At 66.2% G+C, this 19,713-nt stretch carries 21 protein-coding genes; 19 read left to right on the top strand and 2 right to left on the bottom strand.

What is annotated here, in order from left to right:
- Positions 1 to 81: 81 nt before the first annotated feature.
- A complete protein-coding gene (locus ACODSO_RS06270) occupies positions 82 to 294 on the bottom strand; it encodes a hypothetical protein (protein ID WP_094723248.1) in 213 nt (70 codons plus the stop codon).
- 208 nt (positions 295 to 502) lie between these two features.
- Here ACODSO_RS06270 and ACODSO_RS06265 point away from each other — a divergent pair, with 208 nt between their 5' ends.
- Both ACODSO_RS06265 and ACODSO_RS06260 read left to right on the top strand, forming a co-directional pair.
- Positions 503 to 1,438, top strand: coding sequence for an SDR family NAD(P)-dependent oxidoreductase (locus ACODSO_RS06265; RefSeq protein ID WP_489035848.1), 936 nt, complete (start codon positions 503 to 505; stop codon positions 1,436 to 1,438).
- 51 nt (positions 1,439 to 1,489) lie between these two features.
- Positions 1,490 to 2,503 carry a GAF domain-containing protein gene (locus ACODSO_RS06260; RefSeq protein WP_489035846.1) on the top strand — a complete coding sequence of 338 codons (1,014 nt, stop codon included), beginning with the start codon at positions 1,490 to 1,492 and terminating at the stop codon, positions 2,501 to 2,503.
- A gap of 179 nt (positions 2,504 to 2,682) precedes the next feature.
- Here ACODSO_RS06260 and ACODSO_RS06255 read toward each other — a convergent pair whose 3' ends face one another.
- Complete coding sequence (locus tag ACODSO_RS06255; RefSeq protein WP_489035844.1) at positions 2,683 to 3,126, bottom strand: helix-turn-helix domain-containing protein; 444 nt, start codon at positions 3,124 to 3,126, stop codon at positions 2,683 to 2,685.
- A gap of 1,140 nt (positions 3,127 to 4,266) precedes the next feature.
- Here ACODSO_RS06255 and ACODSO_RS06250 point away from each other — a divergent pair.
- The 17 genes from ACODSO_RS06250 to ACODSO_RS06170 all read left to right on the top strand — a co-directional run bounded on the left by ACODSO_RS06250 (position 4,267) and on the right by ACODSO_RS06170 (position 19,641).
- A complete protein-coding gene (locus tag ACODSO_RS06250; protein WP_489035843.1) occupies positions 4,267 to 5,547 on the top strand; it encodes a hypothetical protein in 1,281 nt (426 codons plus the stop codon).
- Between the two features lie 112 nt (positions 5,548 to 5,659).
- Positions 5,660 to 6,481: a DUF8176 domain-containing protein gene (locus tag ACODSO_RS06245; protein WP_489035841.1), complete on the top strand. Its 822-nt coding sequence runs from the start codon at positions 5,660 to 5,662 to the stop codon at positions 6,479 to 6,481.
- Positions 6,478 to 7,359 (top strand): hypothetical protein, encoded by an 882-nt coding sequence (locus ACODSO_RS06240; RefSeq protein WP_489035839.1) that lies wholly within the window; start codon positions 6,478 to 6,480, stop codon positions 7,357 to 7,359. The genes ACODSO_RS06245 and ACODSO_RS06240 overlap by 4 nt, the downstream gene beginning before the upstream one ends.
- Entirely contained in the window at positions 7,356 to 7,571 is a 216-nt protein-coding gene (locus ACODSO_RS06235) for a hypothetical protein (RefSeq protein WP_489035837.1), read from the top strand. Before ACODSO_RS06240 ends, ACODSO_RS06235 begins: the two co-directional genes overlap by 4 nt.
- Positions 7,568 to 9,295: a cutinase family protein gene (locus ACODSO_RS06230; protein WP_489035836.1), complete on the top strand. Its 1,728-nt coding sequence runs from the start codon at positions 7,568 to 7,570 to the stop codon at positions 9,293 to 9,295. Before ACODSO_RS06235 ends, ACODSO_RS06230 begins: the two co-directional genes overlap by 4 nt.
- Before the next feature lie 89 nt (positions 9,296 to 9,384).
- Positions 9,385 to 10,608, top strand: a complete 1,224-nt coding sequence (locus ACODSO_RS06225) for a C40 family peptidase (RefSeq protein ID WP_489035834.1) — start codon at positions 9,385 to 9,387, stop codon at positions 10,606 to 10,608.
- Entirely contained in the window at positions 10,605 to 11,186 is a 582-nt protein-coding gene (locus ACODSO_RS06220; protein WP_489035832.1) for a hypothetical protein, read from the top strand. Before ACODSO_RS06225 ends, ACODSO_RS06220 begins: the two co-directional genes overlap by 4 nt.
- Positions 11,183 to 11,818, top strand: a complete 636-nt coding sequence (locus ACODSO_RS06215; RefSeq protein ID WP_489035830.1) for a hypothetical protein — start codon at positions 11,183 to 11,185, stop codon at positions 11,816 to 11,818. The genes ACODSO_RS06220 and ACODSO_RS06215 overlap by 4 nt, the downstream gene beginning before the upstream one ends.
- Positions 11,819 to 11,895: 77 nt before the next feature.
- Positions 11,896 to 12,219 (top strand): hypothetical protein, encoded by a 324-nt coding sequence (locus ACODSO_RS06210; RefSeq protein WP_489035829.1) that lies wholly within the window; start codon positions 11,896 to 11,898, stop codon positions 12,217 to 12,219.
- A gap of 51 nt (positions 12,220 to 12,270) precedes the next feature.
- On the top strand, positions 12,271 to 12,564 hold the full coding sequence (locus ACODSO_RS06205) for a hypothetical protein (protein WP_489035827.1): 294 nt from the start codon (positions 12,271 to 12,273) through the stop codon (positions 12,562 to 12,564).
- 65 nt (positions 12,565 to 12,629) lie between these two features.
- The gene (locus tag ACODSO_RS06200) at positions 12,630 to 13,343 is read left to right on the top strand and encodes a DUF8175 domain-containg protein (RefSeq protein WP_489035825.1); all 714 of its coding nucleotides are present in this window, start codon (positions 12,630 to 12,632) and stop codon (positions 13,341 to 13,343) included.
- A gap of 61 nt (positions 13,344 to 13,404) precedes the next feature.
- Positions 13,405 to 14,265 carry a DUF8175 domain-containg protein gene (locus ACODSO_RS06195; protein ID WP_489035824.1) on the top strand — a complete coding sequence of 287 codons (861 nt, stop codon included), beginning with the start codon at positions 13,405 to 13,407 and terminating at the stop codon, positions 14,263 to 14,265.
- Positions 14,190 to 15,770 carry a hypothetical protein gene (locus ACODSO_RS06190; protein ID WP_489035822.1) on the top strand — a complete coding sequence of 527 codons (1,581 nt, stop codon included), beginning with the start codon at positions 14,190 to 14,192 and terminating at the stop codon, positions 15,768 to 15,770. The genes ACODSO_RS06195 and ACODSO_RS06190 overlap by 76 nt, the downstream gene beginning before the upstream one ends.
- A 61-nt stretch (positions 15,771 to 15,831) precedes the next feature.
- A complete protein-coding gene (locus ACODSO_RS06185) occupies positions 15,832 to 17,325 on the top strand; it encodes an SCO6880 family protein (RefSeq protein WP_489035820.1) in 1,494 nt (497 codons plus the stop codon).
- A 38-nt stretch (positions 17,326 to 17,363) separates the two neighbouring features.
- On the top strand, positions 17,364 to 17,609 hold the full coding sequence (locus ACODSO_RS06180) for a hypothetical protein (RefSeq protein ID WP_489035818.1): 246 nt from the start codon (positions 17,364 to 17,366) through the stop codon (positions 17,607 to 17,609).
- Positions 17,609 to 19,336, top strand: coding sequence for a hypothetical protein (locus ACODSO_RS06175; RefSeq protein WP_489035816.1), 1,728 nt, complete (start codon positions 17,609 to 17,611; stop codon positions 19,334 to 19,336). The genes ACODSO_RS06180 and ACODSO_RS06175 overlap by 1 nt, the downstream gene beginning before the upstream one ends.
- Positions 19,333 to 19,641 (top strand): hypothetical protein, encoded by a 309-nt coding sequence (locus ACODSO_RS06170; RefSeq protein WP_489035815.1) that lies wholly within the window; start codon positions 19,333 to 19,335, stop codon positions 19,639 to 19,641. Before ACODSO_RS06175 ends, ACODSO_RS06170 begins: the two co-directional genes overlap by 4 nt.
- Positions 19,642 to 19,713: the final 72 nt, after the last annotated feature.

The following is a 19,713-nucleotide window of genomic DNA, read 5'->3' as shown; positions in this document are numbered from 1 at the left end:
CCGCCGGGGGTTTTTCGTTGTCGGTGCTGCATAGATTCAATTTGGACGTATGGCCTGAATGTCGGTTCAAGGCCAAAACGGCTACGCAGTCAGGGGCAGCACCCCTTGGTCTTGCCGTCTGTTGAGTTCTAGCGCGAGGTCCTCGCGGTCATTCACGATCGCGATGAGGTCGGCCAAGTACTGGCCCAGAGACGTCACGCCGGCTGAACTCTGTTGTTCCTCGAGCGTCTTGATCAGCTCTAGCGGGATTCGGACAGTCAACGGCTTCCGCTCACCCTTACTGGGCATCGGCATGGCGTGGCCTCCTTCATCTGCATCATCGGTCCCAACCACTGTTCATCCTGATGCAGCATCACGTTCGGACGGGTCAGACACGCCGACGAAGTCCGGAGAAAATTACATTGGTGTCAGTTGTTTGATTACGACAGTCGTCATGCGAAGCATCCACGTCCACGAACATCAACGACTTGCTTGAACGGCCAGTCCTGCAAGGATCGAACGAGTGAGTAGCAATTCCGTGACCTCGGCCTATCCGCTCTCGTCAACTGCAGTTGAAAGAACCGCACGTCAGAGGGCTAGGGACCATTTACCACGGTTTCCGAGATGGGCCCGACGAGCTTCCGTAATTAATTCGTACTTCGAGGCAAAAACAGCCCTAGTTACCGGCGCAGCGTCAGGTTTGGGACGCTCGCTGGCACTGGAGCTTGCCGCCGCCGGAGCCACACTAGTGGCTGTAGACATCGATGCAGACAACCTGTCTGCCACAGTTAATGAGTGTAGGAAACTAGCGTCTGAACGCGGCGCCGTTCACGCTTTCACCTTCGACGTCGCTGACCCTGCCAAGGTTTCAGATTGTGCCGACAGGATTCGGGATACCCTCGGTCAACTTGACATCTTGATCAACAACGCTGGAGTACTTGCTGCCGGTCACGTAACTAGTTTCGATTTAAATGATTATCGCAAAGTCATGGAAACCAACTTCTTTGGCACGTTGACCACTACAAAGTCGTTCCTACCACTGTTAGAGGAAAGCCCAGCAGGCCACTTAGTTAACGTGTCTTCAGCGTTCGGAATGATCACTGCACCTGGTTATTCGGCATACTCAGCCAGTAAATTTGCGGTTCGCGCCCTGACGGAAGCTATGGCGGGCGAGTTCGCAGACACAAACCTAACGATTACCAGCGTTATCCCAGGCGGGCTGCACACAGCTATCGCGCGCAAGGCTCTATACGGCTTCGAAGCTGACAGAGACGGTATTGTCCGAAGCTTTGAGGAGAGCGTCGCACGCACCACACCCGGCGAAGCTGCAATACAAACCCTCGCCGGCGTCGCATCTGGGAAACGTCAGATACTGGTGGGGCAAGACGCAGCAGTTGCCAGCGCGCTCGCGCGGCTCTTGGGCTCGCGGTACATGGACGTCATTCGCCGTTACATGTAGCTATATACTCTGCGCCCGCGCCGCTAAAGAACTGCTACACCCGGGGGACTTATGCAAACAGACTGGTTGTTGATCTCGCTCTACGGAGGATTCTCTACTCGCGCCGTAGTAGCCATAGGTGAGCGCCCGCGGCCTTTCCTCCGGTTAGAGCAACACTTCTCATCCAAACGTCAGGGAGTGAACACCAGGGCGATCAACCACATTGACGACGCCCTGCGCGCGTTGGAGCAAACCACCGGCCTGGATATTTATGACCAACATGAGAATGGGCGGCGGACCGTCGCGGTCCCGATACGTCACGACGACGGAACCTTGCATGCCGCCTACCTTTGGCGCGGGCCAGACGATGAGACACCACGTTCCCGGAACCCAGCTGGTGCCTGGGAATTCAATCTCACCGTAGGATCTGCACACGGTTCCTCCGAGCTTTTCGACCTTTATGGGGTATCACCGGAAGATCGACGGAGCGGCGTGGCGCAAGCCGGTGCGTTTGAACGACTCAAGACGAACGCTGACGAAGGCGCCGCACTAGCAAAGATCGTGACTGCAGCCCCTGGTACCCAGCATCAGGCGGTGTGGACAGTCGTCCGAGACGACGGCGAGGAACGCGCAGCACACTTCTCATGCCGGATGATCGAGGAGCCCGGTTCCGGCGAAATACTACTTCGCGGCGTCACACAAGACATCGGCGCAGCAACGTGCGTTGAAGCTGCCCCTCCGCCGCGCATTCTTGAGCACCGTGTTCTTGAGGCGATCCGGCGCCCGGGGGAATACCACGCAATCCTAGACTTGAAGCGGCTTCGCTTAATTAGGTGGCATGGCGAACCAATGCCAAAGATTGCGTGGGAATCGGTTCCAGGGCAACCTTTGCCAGCGATGCATCCCGACGACACAGCGGTAGCGGCAGCCATGTCGAACCAGCTAGCCAGCACCAGTCCTGTCCAAGGTGTGCTCCGCTTTCGGCACCTGAACGGCGAATGGGAGCCGGTTCACATCGAGATATCCTTGATGGCGCTCGATCAATCCACAACAGCAGGTTTCGCGGTCCTACGATCGTTGGCCTGACCAAGTTCGATCAACCGACCTCTTGTGCGAGCAGCGCTAATCGGTACACTGCTTCCCAGCGCGCCCTGAAGGGGCTTCCTGCGGATCGTGTAGCTGTCCGGTACCGCCTGTAGCGCCTCGATTGGTCTGCCGTTGGCGACCGATAGATTCGAGGAGGGTTCGGGTTGAACAGCGCTCATTTAGGGCAGAACATCGGCCGCGCGATTACGCACGCGGACATAGGCTTCCACAACACGGTCGAGTTCTATCCCCAGCTCATCCGCCATTCGCCGCGCGAGCGTGTCAGACAGCGCAACATGACCACGTTCAAGCGCTCCCACGTGCTGCGGACTGACGCCGACCAGCTTTGCCAACTCACCTTGAGTGAGTCCACGCATGACTCGCAGATCCCCCAGATGCTCCTTCCCGCGTTTGACGATCACTACATCGCTGATGCTGATATTCAGCACCTTGGTGCATCGCGCGAGCGCACTAATGCTGGGATCGGCCCCACCGAGCTCCCATTGCGAGTATGTCGACGCGCCAATACCGCACCTCCGCGCAACTTCGGCACCACTGAGACCGGCGGCTGTTCTCGCTGCCCGCAAACGGAGTGGCTCGAATCCGCGAAGCCTTCTCTTCATAGTAGGTAGCACTCCACAAGGCAAACTTTGCCACCCGCATATTCGAGGTAGCACATAATGGACGTATAAGCTAAGTTGTTTGAAACAAGTTGTTTAAACAGAATGGAGAGAATCGAAGGAGCCACCCCATCGCAGACCGAGTGCCGGAGACATCACCGCCCTGATGTTCACCTAGCCGTCGAACTGCGATCGAAACTCAAGTACCAGCCTTGCTCAACACACAGAAAAGACCCCGGGTGCGTCACGACGCCAATCACGCCACACCCAGGGCCTTTCATCACCACCCACACCACCAGCAAGCCGTAGCTCCTGTATGGATGCGGGGCTCTTCCAGCCTAGCCGCGTCCGTCAGTTGGTGCGTCTAGATATGGAGGACACTCATGCAATCTTCAATCGACAAGATTGCGTTACACCCCAGCCACCTTTCGGTTTCTGCTGAACCATGTCCTGCACTCAACGACAGAGTGCCCGGCCTCGCGACCTGTTCACTTCGCGCATCCGAACCGCATGTGAGGCATCAGATGCGATGTGAGGACACCGGCGCGCTTCTTGGCGAATGGACCGACTCGGACATGACTTTCCGCGAACCTGTGGACGAGCCCCATCGCGACGGCGTATTCAGTCGCGCGGCCTGATCCCGCGAGGCGTTGGCCAGGCAGACCCGCAGCGAAGACCCCGCAGTGACGGTCGTTCTTCGTACGCCGATCTGTTTGCCACCACCGTCCGGCGATACGAGTCCATCCCCCGGCTCGTATAGCCGCCGCAGTCCGCGCAACACGTTGTCCCCCAACGAATCGCGCGGCAGTGGCCGAGTGGAGTCCACGCTGCCTGGCGTTCCGTCATTTCGCCACCGTAAGTGCGGACCCACTCGGCCACCCCGAAATAGCCCTCCCTCAACAACAGAAAGGAAACGGAGTGCCGTTCTTCTTGCAGTGGATCATCTTTTTGAGCCAATTCATCCGCTAGCAAAGCGGGGTTGACCGTGTCGGCCGGATCGGGGCCTGCATGTCCCGATCCGACCGTTACGGCAGACCCGAATACTTCCCTCTACTAATCACTTTCAGCGCCCAGCGATGTAAGCGACTTGTTCCGGATCCGCCGCTCGACGGGTCTGTCACCAGGTATCGAAAGGATAGTTTGTTGAACAGCAACAACTCTCAGGGGAGGCACCGCGCTGTAGCGGTCGCTGCCCGGTCGACAGTAGTGGCCACCGCTGCCATGTCGGTCGCGGTGGCATTCGCGGGCACCGCGTTCGCCGATGACGTCCAGCCGGGTCTGTCGACCACGACACCCCAGCAGCCGGGACTGTCGACTACATCTCCTACGCCTGCCCCGGCCGCCGAACCCGACTATCTCCCCGGCTACACCCCGCTGTACGACTACTCCGGCCAGACTCGCTCTGTCGAGGACTACAACGCCGGCCGTCAGACCTCCTCCTATGACAGCGCCCCGGTGGTCTACGACTCCCCTCCGGCGACGGCGCAAGGCCCCGCAGCCACCTCCGACCCCGAGATCGCTACCCCGGCACCCCCACCAGCACCGGCACCAGCTCCGACGGTGAAGAAGCCGAGGATCGTCCCAGTCGAGACCCCCGAGAACACAGTCCTTGTCGGCGCGAACCCCGTCCCGTACGATCCGGCGATCGTCGACCCGACGCTGGCTCGACAGGTCTCCAACACCTTCCAGGCGATCCAGGCCGACGGCGGAAACCTCCTCGTCGACAACGGCTTCGCCGACGCACCACGCGCGGACCGAATCGCCGCTGGCACCGCGGGCGGAGCCGCTACAGGAGCGCTCGCTGGCCTCGGCGTCGGTCTCGTTCCCGGGACCGCCATCACCCTGGGCGGCGCAGCGATCGGTGCAGGCCTGGGCGTCGCGGCGACCCCGGTACTGACTCCGGCGATCATCTGGGCCGGGCCCCTCGGCTACGTCTTCGTCCCCGGCGCCGCAGGGTTGGCCGGTGCAGGTGTCGGAGCAGCGATTTCAGCTCCCATCGTCGCCGCCACCACCGTCGTCGGCGCGGTCACCGGCGGCCTGATCGGCGGCGCCGCCGCCGGCGGTGAAGCGATCACCGTCGAAGAACCCGCACCTGCTCCCGCACCCGCGATCGAGACTCCGCCGGTCGGTCCGTCGGCCGATCAGCTCCCGATCATCCCGGCACCGCTGACCACCGAACCTGCACCGGATCTGCTCGCGCAGGCGAACACCGCCGCCGCTAATGCGGCGCCAGTGGTGCGGCAGGCCGTCAGCGATGCCAGCACGTGGGTCGAACCGGCCCGCACCGCGGCGGAGGGCTTCACCTCCACGGTGCTCGAGCAGCCCGCGGTCGCGGACGCCGCAGTCGCCGCCGGACCTGCACTCGCGCAGGCCGCAGATGCCATCAATGGCGCCCTGGCCGGTCTCGGAGTGGCCCGAGTCTGATCGCCGGGTGCGGCCGCACACCATCGCCCCCGTGCGGCCGTATCCGAAGGTTCGACTCCCGCCATCTGCCAGCCAGTTTCATCACCGTCTCGACGTGAAAGGAGAACCGCCCGTGGCATTCTCGACCATCGACGACGAACAGTGGTTCACCGCCCTGCCTGCCGACCTGACCAGCACACCCAGCGTCGACGACCACCACACCGACACCGACACCGACACCGCCGAGCGGGTGGTAGCGCTACCTCCACCTTCCCCAGAACCTGCGTGGGCAGGTGCACTGGCCAACTACACACCTCAGACCACCGAGCGAGCGCAGCCGCGCCCCGCGTCGAGCACCTCCGCCGTCGCGCCCGAGCGGTCATGGATCCACCGACACCGTTCAGCCATCGCCGTCACCGGTTCGGTCGCTGCGTTGGCCGCTCTGGTGGGCGGCGGTGCGCTGCTGCTGACCGGCGCGAGTGAGGACAACGACGTCATTGCAGCAGAGCCGATCGTTCCCTCGCCCGCGGCGGCCACGGAGCTTTCCACTACCGAGCCTGCCGCCAGCTCTGCTGTGGTGGTGTCTGCGGAGCAGTGGTGCGAGGTGCAGAGCGGCGGCACCCGGGCGCTCGCGTCGTCGAGCGAGCCGGATCTCGCCGCTATTGCACGGATCGAGGACGCCTACTACGTCAGCCGCGACATATCCGCAGCCCGGGCGCAGCTCAGTGCCGGTATCGACCTCGACTCCGCCGCATTCGAAGCTGCTGTCGCCGCGATCCCCGTCGGTACCGATCACTGCGTGCTGACCTCACCACTGGGTTCGTCGCAGTACCGGGTGACGGTCATCGAACGACGGCCGGACGGTGAGGAGAAACGCTTCTCCTCCGCGATGACCGTCCAACGCGGCCCCAACAACGCGGCCTCCATCAGCGGCATCGGCCAGGCGCCTCAATGACAAGCCCGAACGCTGCCGTCGGTGGCCCGTCGCCGTCGTACCTGGACTGGCTCGCCACCGACACTTCCGCAGGTACAGCGGCAACGACGCACGCTCCCACTGCCGCACCCGGCGATTCGGTCGCGCAGTACCCCAGCCGCGGCAACACCGCCCGCGGCTCGGTGACCGTGGTCGCGGGGGCTCACGGAGGTTCCGGCGCCACGGTCACGACCCTGCTGCTCGCGATGGTCGCCGCGTCCGCGTCGTCGGCCGCGGTGATCGCCCTCGACGGGACCCCGGTCGGCGGGGACCTGACCACCAGAGCACCCGCGGAGCATTGCCATCCCTCGTGGTGGCAGCAGTGGCTGAGCGGTGTCCACGATCCCGCTGCCGACCCGTCCACACTCCCAGCCTCCGGGTGGACCGTTCTCGGCCGCGATCGCACGCTCGCCGAAACCGCGTCCCCACTCACCGACGTTGTCGCAGCTCTGCTCGCGGAGGAGCGTTCGGTGATCGTCGATGCCGGCGCAAGTGTCGGCTCACCGTGGTTCGACTCCGCCGCCGAGCGGGCCGATCACATCGTCGTCACCATCGACGATCGTCCCGGCGCGGCGAATGCCTCCCGTCCGGTCCTGTCGATGCTGCGGCGCCGCCTCGGTAGCGAAGAGATGGGCCGCACAGTGCATCTGGTGGTGACCTCGCAACGTCCCGGGGTCGATCACGTCACCGGCCCCCTCGCCGACGCCCTGTCGGGCCGAGTCGCCGGGGTGCACCACCTGCCCTACGACTCCGAGATCGCTGCCGGTGTCGGCATCGATCCCTCCCTGTTGTCGCCGCGTTCGTTCACCATCGCCCAGCACATCCACACATGCACCCGCAGGGAGGCCACCACACCATGACCGCGCCGAAACCCTGGCTGAGCCGGTACCGACCACCGAACTACCCGCCTCCGCAGCAGATGTACGCCGCATCCGTCGACGACGCTGTCCGGCGACTACAGCACCACGCCGAATCCTCGGCCACCGAAACCGAACGCATCCACCGGTTGCTGCTGCGCCACTACGCCACACCGCATTCGAACTCACTACGCGACCACGGGAGCAACCGATGACCACCACCGCAGCCCCACCTCAGCGCCGAGCGCTGGCGCTACGCGCGCTCACCGCGACAGCACTCACGACGGTGCTCGTTACCGGCGGCGTCGGCACCGCAGCAGCGGCGCCGCTCGCCCCCGCTCAGGGCCCCGCCGCCGGATGCGATGTCCTGCACGTCTTCGGCTGGCAGGGCACCGGTGAATCCGGCGACGCGGACGCCACCGACGTCGATACCGGATTCCTCGGCACCGCGATCACCATTCCGCTGCGCCTGGCCGCCGACGACATCGGCCGCACGCTCGTGCCCTACGCAGCGAGCTTCGGCGGCAAGGCCGGTGACAGCAGCGACCTGCCCTACGCCCAGTCCATCGCCGACGGCGTGAGCGCAGGCCTGGACTTTCTCTCCGACTACGCCTCCCGCTGCCCCGGCTCCCCGGTCGCGTTGACCGGATACTCCCAAGGCGCGCAGGTCGCCTCGGAGATCGCCCGCGCCATCGGCGCCGGCAAAGGACCGATCCCAGCGAAAGACGTTGCGGCAGTCGCACTCTTCTCCGACCCCACCCGTCCCGCGTCGTCGCCGGTGTTCCCCGGCTCGGCGACCCCCACCGCCCCTGCCGCCCCTCCCGGGGTGCCCTCGACAGACCTCGCCGGGTTGAACGTCACCGCGACCGCAGCGGACGGCGGCGGCATCGCACCCGCCGACACCACTACCTCGGCGTCGGTGCGCATCGGCAGCGGAGGCAGCTCGACTGCTCCCGGCTCGTCGCCGTCCGGATCGTCGAGTTCCACATCGTCGAGCTCGTCGGCGGCCTTCGGACAGCTCTCGGGCCGGGTCGCGCAATTCTGCACTCCCGGTGACCTCGCCTGCTCACTGCCCGCCAAATCGACTCTCGCGCAGGTCGTGACCAACATCTCCGGTCAACTGCACCTGCAGGAACAGGACCCACAGCGCACGTTGATCGACCTCGCCGGTGCAGTCGGCGGCGCATCACTGCGTACCGCCGCCGATGTGGTCAACGAGGACGTCGACTTCAAAAACGGCCGCTTCCAGGTCACCTCGGGAGGAGAGACGGTGCTCGGCCGGTTGGCGGAGAACTCCGCGCCATCCTCCGACACCCCGGAAGCGGACGCGAAGATCGTCCGCGCCGTCGTCAAAGCCGGGGTCATGGGCCTCGGCGCCGCGGTGACCGTAGCGAAAAAGGTCCTCACCCCCGCCACCATCACCGAGCTCGCCACCGTCGGACTGGCGAACCCGCCGGCCGCGTTGGCCTCGCTCGGCGCGAAAGTCGGAGCCGCGGTGGTGTCACTGTTCCCGCCGGCCACGATCTCCTCGGTTCAACGCAAGATCTACCACGAGATCACCCAGGGCATCGAGGACAACAAAGGCCTGCTGACCCTGGCAACCGACGTCCGCTACTGGGACACCGTGCGCCTGCACGGCACCTACGACCAGGTCCCGGTCACCGATACCGGGCAAACCCCCGCGAAGTTCACCGTCGAATGGTTCACCCGCCTCGCCAGCGCCCTCACCGACGAAGGCGCTACGGCCACCGGCACCACACGGCCGACGACGACACGACCCACCACTACCGGATCGCTGCCCTCCGGTTCGTCGTCGACGAGCCAGTCCGCGACCCCAGGTGCACCGACATCACAGACGCTGCCCACCGCCGCGCCCCTGACCTCGACATCACGCCCGTCCACCACCACACCGCAGGCCGTCCCCGACCCGCAGGAATGAGCGCAGCCATCGAGCTCGTCCTGCACTGACCCCTTCACACCACCGAAACCACCACAGCAGCGACCACCACACCGAGAGGAGGACCGTAGATGTCCGGCAGCAGCGGCACCACGACCGGCGCGGCGACGAAGATCGTCGCCGTCGTCGCTGCGCTGCTCATCGGGTTGGTGGTCTCGGTGGTGGTGCTGTTCGTCTCCTCCGGCCCCGACTGCACCGTGCCGGGCACCGCGGAGGCCTCCGGGGAGATCGGGGGCGCGGGCGGCGGGACGGCGGGCCTCAACGAACGCCAGCTCGCGATCGCAAAGCAGACAGTGGCGATCGGTGAAGCGATGGGTGTTCCGGAACAGGGCATCGTCGTCGCCCTGGCCACGCAGTCGCAGGAATCGACGTTCCGGCTGCTCGCGAACTCCAACGTCCCCGATTCGCTGAACTACCCGCACGACGGCGTCGGTTCGGATCATCTGTCGGTCAACAGCTTTCAGCAACAGGTCACGATCTGGGGCGACACCGCAACGCTGATGAATCAGACCACCGCGAACCGCCTGTTCTTCGAGCACCTCCTTGCGGTTCCGGGCTGGGAGACGATGCCGGTCACCGTCGCAGCCCAAACCGTCCAAGGCTCGGCCACCCCCGATGCCTACGCCGACGACGAAACCCTCGCCCGCACCCTCTACGAGCAGTTCCAAGGTGCAGGCGCGGAACTATCGGCCGCAGACAAGCAGATATTGGCCGACGCCGGCACCGCGGCGACCGCCGACGCCACCGCGGTTGCCCTTGGCGGGTCCGGGACCGGGTGCGCCGAGGGTGTGTCGAACCCGAACGGCCCGACGTTCACCCCCGGTGGCCCGTTCGGGGCGAACGTCATCGCGGCCGCGATGCGCTGGCTCGGCACCCCCTACGCCTGGGGCGGCGGGAACACCGACGGTCCCACCAATGGAATCAGTGACGGCGGCGGCGCAGCGGACGCGAACGGAGATACCGGCAAAGTCGGCTTCGACTGCTCCGGGCTGACCCTGTACGCGGTCTTCCAAGCTTCCGGTGGGGCGATCAGTCTCGATCACTACACCGGCGACACCTCCACTCCCGGCCAGCTCTACGACCCACGCGGGCAGGACACTCCGCTCGATCAGAAGCAGCCCGGGGATCTGATCTATTTCGGATCCGGCGGCGACACCCACCACGTCGGCATCTACTACGGCCTCGATGGCGGAACCGAAATGTTGCTCAACGCCCCGCAGTCCGGGGACGTCGTGAAAGTCCAACCACTGTCCGACTTTTCAGGAGAAACCATGTACGTCAGGAGATTCGGATGAACACCAGAACCCACCGATCGCTGCGCCGAGCGGCTCTGCCGGCAACCGCCCTTGCCGCGCTCGCTGTTTTTACCGGTTGTGGAACATCCACCGACCCCGCGCCGTCCACCACCACCGAGGCCCCGCCGCCGGTGTGCAGCGCCGGGATCGACCAGTTCAGCCGGGCGGACCTGTGCGATCCGGAAGCGGTGATGACTGCCGCGCTGTCGGCCATGTACTCCTACCACCCGGCTACACAAACCCAGAAGGGCGTCGACATCGACTCCGCCGCAACGTTGCTCGATCCCGGTTACCTGGACCGGCTCGGTGTCTCGTACTCCGCTCTCGCCCCCGTCACCGGCAACACCTGGGAGCGCTGGAAGAGCGAGAACGCCGCCGTCACTGCGACCGCAGTCGTCGCGAGCGATGATCATCCCGCCGACACTTTTGCCACGGTCGCCCGGGTGGTCGCGGTGCACCAGAGTGTCACCGACGCCGACGGCGACGACACCGAACAATTGCCCCCGCTCGCGATTTACACCACCGTCACCCGTACCGCCTCGGGTGGTTGGGCTGTGAGCGGGGTGAACGTGCGATGAGCATCCCCCACCTGCGCTCACGCGGTGATGAACCGGACCCGGTGCACTCGCCGGCCGAAACCCCGGCGGGCGGCGCCCAAGTATGGCCTGGCCCGATCCCGCGCACAGCTCAGTGCGCTCAGCATCCGCTGGTGTGGTTGCTCGGGGCCCACGGCGGCTCCGCCGTTTCCACCCTGACCGCCTCGCTGGACTGGGCCGGGGATTCCCAGCGCCGGTGGCCGTCCGGTGGTCACGGAGATTCCCCGCTGGTGGCGATCGTCGCCCGCGCCGACACCGCAGGTCTGGCGGCCGCCCACCGAGTGTTGATGCAGCACCACACCGAGCAGGTCCCCGAACAGATTCGGCTACTGGGTCTGATCACCGTCCCCTACACCGACAGGCCCCGCAGCCGCGACATCACCCGCGAGCTCGACCGCGTCGAATCCCTCGCCCCGCGTTCGTGGCGTCTGGGCTGGATAGAACCCTGGCGGCATCTATTGCCCACCGCCCTGCCGTCGTGGGGGCCGCAGTCGGTCATGCCGACCGACAAGCGCACCCGAGGCGATCTCCGCGTCGTGCCGGTCGCCCCGGTCCGCGACCACCTGCACCCCGGATTGCTTGCCGCCGCCGCTGAAGCCCTCGAACCGCCGTGAACCGACCAGCACCCGCCCGGCCTCACTCTCCTGATCCACACGTTCGATCCACTCCCCAACGAAAGGCTATGTCCCTCATGATGATCCACACTCTCACCACCTTGACCGACACCGCATTCGCCGCGCACACCGCCGCCGCCCCTGATGTCCTCGCGCAGGTCGGCCCGTCCGGTGTCGAAGCCCCGCCCGGACAGGAGAAGTACCAGTCACTGATGAATATCGGACTGTGGGTCGGAACTGCCATCCTGTCCGTCGTCGGCGTCTTCGCCGGAGTGAAATTCGCGATCGCTCACCAGGACGGCACCAACACCCGCGGCCAGCAGTTCGGTCTCGCTGCTATCGCAGTGGGCGCGGTATTTGCCGGTACCGCAACGGGACTGGTCAACCAGCTGATGTTCTGACCGGCCCGCGACCCTCGCCCCTGCTTTTCGTCGACCACCTGAGAGACCACGATGCTCACCCTCCCCGCCGCCGCCCAGGCCGTGCTGCTTGCGCAGATCCCCACCGGTGACGACCGCAGAGACCCACCTGCAGAAGTGACTGCACAGTTCGAGCAGCTCGGCCGCTGGTTCTACTGGGGCGTCACCGGTGCCCTCGCTATGGCCGGAGTGCTCGCCGGGATCTACCTCGCCGTCGCCTACCACCGGCACGGCCAGCTCGGCGAGGGCGAGAAACGAGCCGCACTCGTCGCCGTCTGCGCCGTCATCGTCGGGACCAGCGGCGGCTGGGCCCCGATCCTCCTCTGACGCTCGTGCGTGCACGCCGCCGACCGACGCAACAACCACGCCCCCTCTTTCACTGGAGCACACAGATGATGCAGCAGCGCAACAGATTGCACTCACACAGGCAGCGCGCCGTCGTCGCTGTCACAGCTGTCGCGGCCATCGCCGCGATTGCCGGATGCGGCAGTGCCGACAACGACAAGGGCACCGGTACGGACTACACCCGGCCGCTCGACACGGCCGCGGCACCGGCACAGGTGACCTGGCGGCCGTATCAGGGCGTGCAGGTGCCCTACTCGGGCGTCGACGGGCCCAGCGACAACATCGCCTCGGCCGCCCCCACCGGCTACTCCCACACCCCGCAAGGCGCGGTCCTCGCCGCGATTCAAGGGCAGACCAGGTTGGCTTTGGCCCCGGACTCGACGTGGGCGCAGACCACCGGGGCACTCGTTGCGGCCGGTGCGGGGCGTGACAGCTACGCGGTCGCCCGCGCCGCTGCGTCGATCACCGCACCGGCCGATCCCGCGTCGACGGCGGCGTTCAGCGGGTTCCGGGTCACCGACTACCGCGACGAGGCCGCCGCGATCGATCTGGCGACGACGATGCCCGGCGGGCAGCTCACCGCGGTACCGGTGACCGTGCTCTGGCGCGGCGAGGACTGGAAGATCGCCCTGCCCGCACCCGACGACGGCTCCAGCGGCGACACGGCGGCCGATTCCGGGTGGGATGCCCCCGCGGCCTCCGATCCGGTGGCGTTGACCTCCCTCGACGGGTTCACCACGTTCTCTGCCGACACCGACTGACCACCCCGCACAGACGGTCCTCCACAGGTTCTCGCACTCTTCGAAAGGTCACCGACCCGCGATGAAGGAATCCCCCGCCCCACCCGATACCGAGAACTCCGGGTGGCTCGACACGCACCCGAAAGCCAAGTGGCTCGCCACCTCTCGTACCACCGGCTACTTCTCCGCTGCGGTGGTGGCGTTGGTGGTGCTGCTGGTGATCATCGTCCTGGTCCGCGGCCGCAGCGAGAACACCCCCACCGCGACCCCGCCGCCGATTGCGGCGACAACGACTGCTGCGCCGCCGAATCCGAGCGGTACGGGTGGATTCGGGCCGTCGATCGCGGACCCGTTCGGGCGTGAGATCTCCGTACCGCTCAACGAACAAGGACAAGTACTGCCGCAGTCCGATCCCGGTGAGCGTCCCGCGTTCACTGCCGGAACACCGGTCCCGGCGCCGGAGGGCATCAAATGGGAACGTATCGGCGCGACGGTCGCCCCGTTCTCGACCTCCGACGGTCCCACCCGCATCGAAGGACGCCTGGCCTATGGCTTCTCCCGCACTCCGCAGGGCGCAGCGCTGGCGGGATGGCAGATCAATGCCCGCACACTGCGCAGCGGCGACGACGTGCGCGAGGCGTACGCCAAGCAGGTGATAGCCGATCCTGGTTTCGCGGAATCACAGTTGGCGCGCTTGGATGCCAGCGGGGAGGGCGATTTCGAAACAGGCCGGGCGCTGATCTTTCCCGAAGCATTCAAGATCACCTCCTACAGCGGCGATTTCGCGGTCGTGCAGTACGCCTTTCCCATCAGCGGAGGTGGACGGTGGAACATCGGTCAGACCTCGCTGGTGTGGACCGACGACGGATGGAAGATCCGGCTCAGCGATGTACCGACCCCGCAGCCGCAGATCTCGACGCTCAACGGGTGGACGAAATGGTGACCACCAGCACCAACACCGTTCGGGCCGTGCTGATCGCGCTGCTCATCGGCCTGTCCACGCTGCTGATCGCGCCGGTTGCCTCCGCACAACCGACCGAGCCGGGGACCGAAGAACAGGCACCCGCCTCCGACGAATCCGACGACGGCGGTCTGTTCGATGCGTGCGACTCACTCCCGGATGCGGTGGCGAGCGTTCAGATTCCGATGATCAACATCGGTGTGGGCACGGTCTGCAACGGTGTGGCCGCGGTTGCTGATCCGGGCGCCGCGGTCGGCAAGGTGACCGAGTGGGCGGCCTCCGGGGCGGTCGGGGAAGCCGCTCAGGCGTTCCTCGAGGGTTTCGGTGAAGCGATCAATCTGATGTTCACCTGGTGGCTGAACATTCCTCTGCCGGATCTGGCCGACCCGGCCTCGGTGGGTGCGTTCCACGGGTACCTGTACTGGATCACCGCGTCGGTGTTGGCGGTTTCGATCGCGACCTCGATGGTGCGCCTGGCGTTCGCGCACGCCGCTGCCCGCAACGAACGCGCCTACGAATCCGCCCGGCTGCTGGTGCGCACGGTGTTCGCCGCGTCGACGTTCGCCCCGGTCCTGGTCGCCGCGCACGCAGGGTCGGTGGCGATGGGACGCTGGCTCGTCGACGACGCCGCCCGCGGCAACATCGGCGACGTCCTGAAAAACCTGCTTGATGTCTCCCAGATCTCCGGGCAGCTCTCGGCCGGACTGATGTTCATCTTCGGGATCCTCGGCATCGTCGGCGCACTGGTGCAAGCAGTGTTCGTGGTCATCCAGTACGCACTGATCATCGCCGTCGCCGGGTTCCTGCCGTTCGCGGCCGCCGGATCGGGCACCACTGCTGGTGAGCAGGCCTACAAGAAGATGCTCGGCTTCGCCCTGGCGACGGTGCTGTTTCCGCTGCTCTCCGGCGGCGTCTACGCCCTCGCACTGTGGACCGCAGGCGGCGACGACGCGATGTCGAGGCTGTGCGGAATGGCGCTGCTGGCGCTGTCGTGCTTGTGCCTGCCGGTACTGCTGCGGCTGATCATGCCCGCCGTCGCCGCCTCCGGGGGCGGGTCCGGTGCAGCCGCCCTCGCCGGGATCGGCGTCGGCACCGGGGCCGCGACGGGCGCGGTGATGCAGATGACGTCCTCCCAAGGTGGCGGACACTCTTCGACCACGACCGCCGCGCAGTCCGGGGGCCGCAGCCCCGATTCCCCGACCGGCGCAGCACCCACCCCGCCGTCGGGTGGCGGCGGTGGCGCCGCTGGATCAGCTGGTGCCGCAGGAGCGCCCGGAGCCGCCGGTTCCGGGGCAGCGGGAGCCGGTGCAGCGGGGGCGAGCTCGGGTGCCGCTGCAGCCGCCGGGCCGGTCGGAGCGGCTGCAGCCGGTGCCAAACAGGCCACCGCCGCAGTCGGCTCCGCAGTCCAATCGGTCGAACGCGCCACCGGCGCCGCGGCAGGAGACGGACACCGCGACGGACAGGGAACCGGAGGCCGATCGGCGTGAGCACCCCGACCGCCCGCACACATGACAGCACCTCGACCGTCACCGAACAGGAGCACACCAGATGAGTCCGCAGACCGAAGAACGGGTGGTCCGCACCTACGCGGGATGGTTCAACGAACGCCGCGTGTTCGCCTTCAATCTCACACCGGTGGCGTTCGTGTCGTTGGCGGCGATCGTGGTCGTCACCTTGGGCATCATGTTCACCGCCGGTGTGCCTGCCGCTCTCATGATCGGTGTCCCGTTGCTGGTGTTGTGGCTACCGCTCATCATCAGCATGGGCGACAAATCCGCCTACGAAGCTCTGCTGCTCGGACGCCAGTGGCGCCGTCAGCGCCGCACCGGCCAGCACATCTACCGGGCCGGTCCGCTGTCCAATCAGGCAGGCGGGCGTTCCCGGCTGCCCGGTATCGGCGCAGACACCGAATTGTGGTGGGCACTCGACAAGTTCGGGAACCGCTTCGGGTTCGTACGCATGCCCTCCACGCACCAGTACACCGTGACCTTGCGCTGCCGGGTCGGCGGCGCCGCCGGCAACGATCAGGAGTTGATCGATTCGTTCGTCGGGTCGTGGGCGAACTTCCTCGCCGGCCTCGGCCAGGTCGGCAACATCGCCGCCATGGCCGTGACGGTCGAAACTCTGCCCGAGACCGGGGAACGCGCACAGGCGAACCTCGCGGCCATCACCGACCCCGGCGCACCCGCCGAAGCTCTGGCGATCATGGCCGAACGCATCGCCGCGGCCGACAACACCGGCTACCGCGTCACCTCGCGGATCTCGATCACCTTCGATGCCACCACCCCCGCTCAACGCAAAGACCCCATGCTCGCCGCCGCCACGATCGGCAACCAGCTTCCCGTCTTCTACGGCCAGCTCGCGCACTGCAACGTCACCGCCCTGCCGATGAGCGATACCGAGATCTCCGCGACGGTGCGCCGCGCCTACGACCCGGCCGCCGAAGCAGACATCGAAGCCGCACTCGCGCGCGGCGGCTATGTCAGCGACTGGGCCGACGCCGGTCCGATCACCGCCGAAGAAACCAAAGACACCTACCTCCACGACTCGGGATGCTCGCGGGTGTGGGTGATGCGCACTCCCCCCTCGGGTTTCCCGACCGAACGAGTCCTTCTCGGACTGTTGGCGCCGAACTCGTCGGTGCCGCGTAAGCGCATCACCCAGATCTTTCGCCCCTACAGCCCGGGCGATGCCGCGAAAACCGTCGAAGGCGACTTCAAGTCCGCGGTCGGCAAGGTCAACACCGCCCGCGGAATCGCCTCCGCACAAGCCGGTCTCGAACTCGAAGCCAGCTCCGCAGCGCGTGTGGCCGAAGCCCGCGGACACGGGCTGGTGCGGATGTCGATGATCGTCACCGCCACCTGCCTCGACGAGAACGACCTCGACGCCCTGGAACCGGAAATGAAAGCCCTCGCCTCCGGAGCACGGCTGAACCTCCGCCCGGCGTACCGGCACCAAGCCGCAGCGTTCCTCTCCGGCCTCGGTATGCCCGGTGTGCTGCTGCCCGACCACGCCACCATCCCCAAATCGCTACACGCATAACCCAACCCGATCCCTCCACCTCCATGAAGGAGCTACCCATGAACTCCGCCTCATCGCACCGCCGTTCGACGTCCGGAGACGACCAGGCCGCGACAGGCGGTATGCCCCTCGTTCTCGGACCAGTGAGGACAGACACGGCGCGCCCGCTCGATCCCCTCGCTGTCCACGCCGCGCTGCACACCGGCGGACGCACGCACCACTGGGACATCGGACGTCCCGACACCGCCGCCGATCCCGGTTTCCTCGGCCGCGCCTTCCGGCACCTCGACGACCGGACGCTCTGATGGCCGCGCTATCGGGAAAACTGCTGGTGCGCCGCCGGATCGCGGATCTGACCGGGGCGAGCGAACCCCGCCAGGTCCGCTCCCACCGTCAGGTCACCGATCCGATGAGACGCGCCCGCGAGCGCCGCGTCGCCGAAGCGAAAGCACGCAAGAAGCAAGAACGCGCCGACGCGATCGCAGCGCGCCTGGCCCGCGACCCATCCCGGACCGACCGTGTCGAAACACCCTGGCGCAGCGCGTACCGCCTCAAAGCTCGCGGCTTCGCCGGCCGGGGCGGCGGACGGATGGGTGTCGTGGAACACCCACCGACCTTCCGTGCCACCACCGATCAAGCGTGCGGGATGTGGCCGCACTACGTCGGGACCGGGCACCCGCAAATCGGCACACCCCTCGGTGTGGATCCCGACAGCGGGCAAACCGTCTGCTACGACCCGATTTCCGCGGTCTACCGGGCACACCTGCAGAACACCCCGAGCGTGTTTCTGCTGGGTCTGCCCTCACTCGGCAAATCCACCGTCGCCCGCATCATGGTCGCCGGAGCGATCGCACAAGGCCAGATCCCGATCATCCCCGCCGACCTCAAACCCGACGAAGCCAAGCTCGTCGAATCTTTCGGTGTCGACGTCACCCGCCTCGGTCACGGCGAGGGCTACCTCAACCCCCTCGCTGTCGGGGCGCTCGGTTCGATCATCTCCCTGCTCGACGACTTCCCCGACGTCCAACGCAAGGTCCGCGCGCAGGTCTTCCAGCGCCGCCGTCGTCTCGTACTCGGACTGTGCGAGCTCGAACGCGGCGGTGAGCTCAACCAGAGCGAAACCAACGTCATCTCCGCAGCCCTCCGCGAGCTCGACGCCGACCCCCGATTCACCGCCGACCAGCCCCCGCTGCTGGGGGACCTGTACGCACTGATCGAACACGGATCGAGCGAGCTGCACCGCAAAACCCTCACCACCGGCAACCCCGAGCGGTACCGGCAAAAGGTCGAACCGCTCCTGGAAACGCTCATGGCGCTCTTCGACGGAGAGCTGGGAGAGGTGTTCTCCCGGCAGACCACCTCTCCCATCGATGTCTCCGGAGACCGGCCACCGGTCGCGGTGTGTGTCGATATTTCCGGGATCGGTGTCGACGACCCGAAACTGGAAGCAGCGATCATGCTGGCCTGCTGGTCCGATGCGTTCGGGGCCATCGAGGCCGCGCACGTGCTCGCCGACGTCGGGTTGCGCCCGCAACGCAATTTCCTCGTCGTCCTCGACGAACTGTGGCGAGTGCTCGCCGGTGGGTCGCGGATGGTGCTGCGCGTCGATCAGCTCACCCGCCTGACCCGCACCATGGGTACCGCTCTGCTGATGATCACCCACACCGTCAAGGACCTCGAGGCGCTCGATTCCGACGTCGATATTTCCCGGGCGAAAGGGTTCATCGAACGCGCCGGGGCGGTGATCGTCGGCGGGCTACCGGATGCGGAGATGGACAAGCTCGACTCCATCGTTCCTTTCACCCGCCAGGACCGAGAACTGGTCTCGTCCTGGTCCACCCCGGCCGGGTTCGACGACAACGGTATCGAGCAAGCCCCACCCGGGCGCGGAAAGTTCCTGCTGCGCATCGGTACCGCCCGCAGGCCAGGGGTGCCGTTCAACACCATCATCACCGAAACCGAAGCCGCACTGGGCTACCACGACACCAACACCCGCTTCGCCGGTGTCGCCGCACAGAAGGCCGCGGCATGAGCACCGCAGCGGCCCTGCCGGCCGGAATGCACGCAGTGGCTGCGCTGACCGCGCAGGCTGAGGTGAAGCCGCCGCCAGTTGGTTTCCCCTATCTGCCCGTATTTCGGGTGGTGTTCATCGCGATCGCGGTCGTGGCCGCCGTGGTGCTGCTGGTCTCCGCGGTCCGCACAGTCACCTTCCGCGGGACCTGGAAGCAGAACCTGGATCGGGGCCCGGCGAAAGCGCTGATCGGCTCGATAGCCATCCTCATCGTCGCCGCCGCGGCCGTCACCTTCCTGGACTGGATGGCAGGTCCGGGCTTGTGACCACCCCCGCTCATCGAGCGTATTCGACATCGCCCCTACCACCTGCCCTGATGCCGTCACTTCGACCGAGAG

The sequence above is a fragment of the Rhodococcus sp. FG69 genome, from assembly GCF_057808915.1.
The sequence above is the reverse complement of the archived record's forward strand: the minus strand, read 5'-3'. Positions and strand labels throughout refer to the sequence as shown.

Excerpts from the sequence above, each read along its gene's own strand:
- ACODSO_RS06270 (WP_094723248.1), bottom strand. The coding sequence starts at position 294 with ATGCCGATGCCCAGTAAGGGTGAGCGGAAGCCGTTGACTGTCCGAATC.
- ACODSO_RS06260 (WP_489035846.1), top strand. The coding sequence starts at position 1,490 with ATGCAAACAGACTGGTTGTTGATCTCGCTCTACGGAGGATTCTCTACT.
- ACODSO_RS06255 (WP_489035844.1), bottom strand. The coding sequence starts at position 3,126 with ATGAAGAGAAGGCTTCGCGGATTCGAGCCACTCCGTTTGCGGGCAGCG.
- ACODSO_RS06240 (WP_489035839.1), top strand. The coding sequence starts at position 6,478 with ATGACAAGCCCGAACGCTGCCGTCGGTGGCCCGTCGCCGTCGTACCTG.
- ACODSO_RS06235 (WP_489035837.1), top strand. The coding sequence starts at position 7,356 with ATGACCGCGCCGAAACCCTGGCTGAGCCGGTACCGACCACCGAACTAC.
- ACODSO_RS06230 (WP_489035836.1), top strand. The coding sequence starts at position 7,568 with ATGACCACCACCGCAGCCCCACCTCAGCGCCGAGCGCTGGCGCTACGC.
- ACODSO_RS06225 (WP_489035834.1), top strand. The coding sequence starts at position 9,385 with ATGTCCGGCAGCAGCGGCACCACGACCGGCGCGGCGACGAAGATCGTC.
- ACODSO_RS06220 (WP_489035832.1), top strand. The coding sequence starts at position 10,605 with ATGAACACCAGAACCCACCGATCGCTGCGCCGAGCGGCTCTGCCGGCA.
- ACODSO_RS06215 (WP_489035830.1), top strand. The coding sequence starts at position 11,183 with ATGAGCATCCCCCACCTGCGCTCACGCGGTGATGAACCGGACCCGGTG.
- ACODSO_RS06210 (WP_489035829.1), top strand. The coding sequence starts at position 11,896 with ATGATGATCCACACTCTCACCACCTTGACCGACACCGCATTCGCCGCG.
- ACODSO_RS06205 (WP_489035827.1), top strand. The coding sequence starts at position 12,271 with ATGCTCACCCTCCCCGCCGCCGCCCAGGCCGTGCTGCTTGCGCAGATC.
- ACODSO_RS06200 (WP_489035825.1), top strand. The coding sequence starts at position 12,630 with ATGATGCAGCAGCGCAACAGATTGCACTCACACAGGCAGCGCGCCGTC.
- ACODSO_RS06195 (WP_489035824.1), top strand. The coding sequence starts at position 13,405 with ATGAAGGAATCCCCCGCCCCACCCGATACCGAGAACTCCGGGTGGCTC.
- ACODSO_RS06190 (WP_489035822.1), top strand. The coding sequence starts at position 14,190 with ATGGAAGATCCGGCTCAGCGATGTACCGACCCCGCAGCCGCAGATCTC.
- ACODSO_RS06185 (WP_489035820.1), top strand. The coding sequence starts at position 15,832 with ATGAGTCCGCAGACCGAAGAACGGGTGGTCCGCACCTACGCGGGATGG.
- ACODSO_RS06180 (WP_489035818.1), top strand. The coding sequence starts at position 17,364 with ATGAACTCCGCCTCATCGCACCGCCGTTCGACGTCCGGAGACGACCAG.
- ACODSO_RS06175 (WP_489035816.1), top strand. The coding sequence starts at position 17,609 with ATGGCCGCGCTATCGGGAAAACTGCTGGTGCGCCGCCGGATCGCGGAT.
- ACODSO_RS06170 (WP_489035815.1), top strand. The coding sequence starts at position 19,333 with ATGAGCACCGCAGCGGCCCTGCCGGCCGGAATGCACGCAGTGGCTGCG.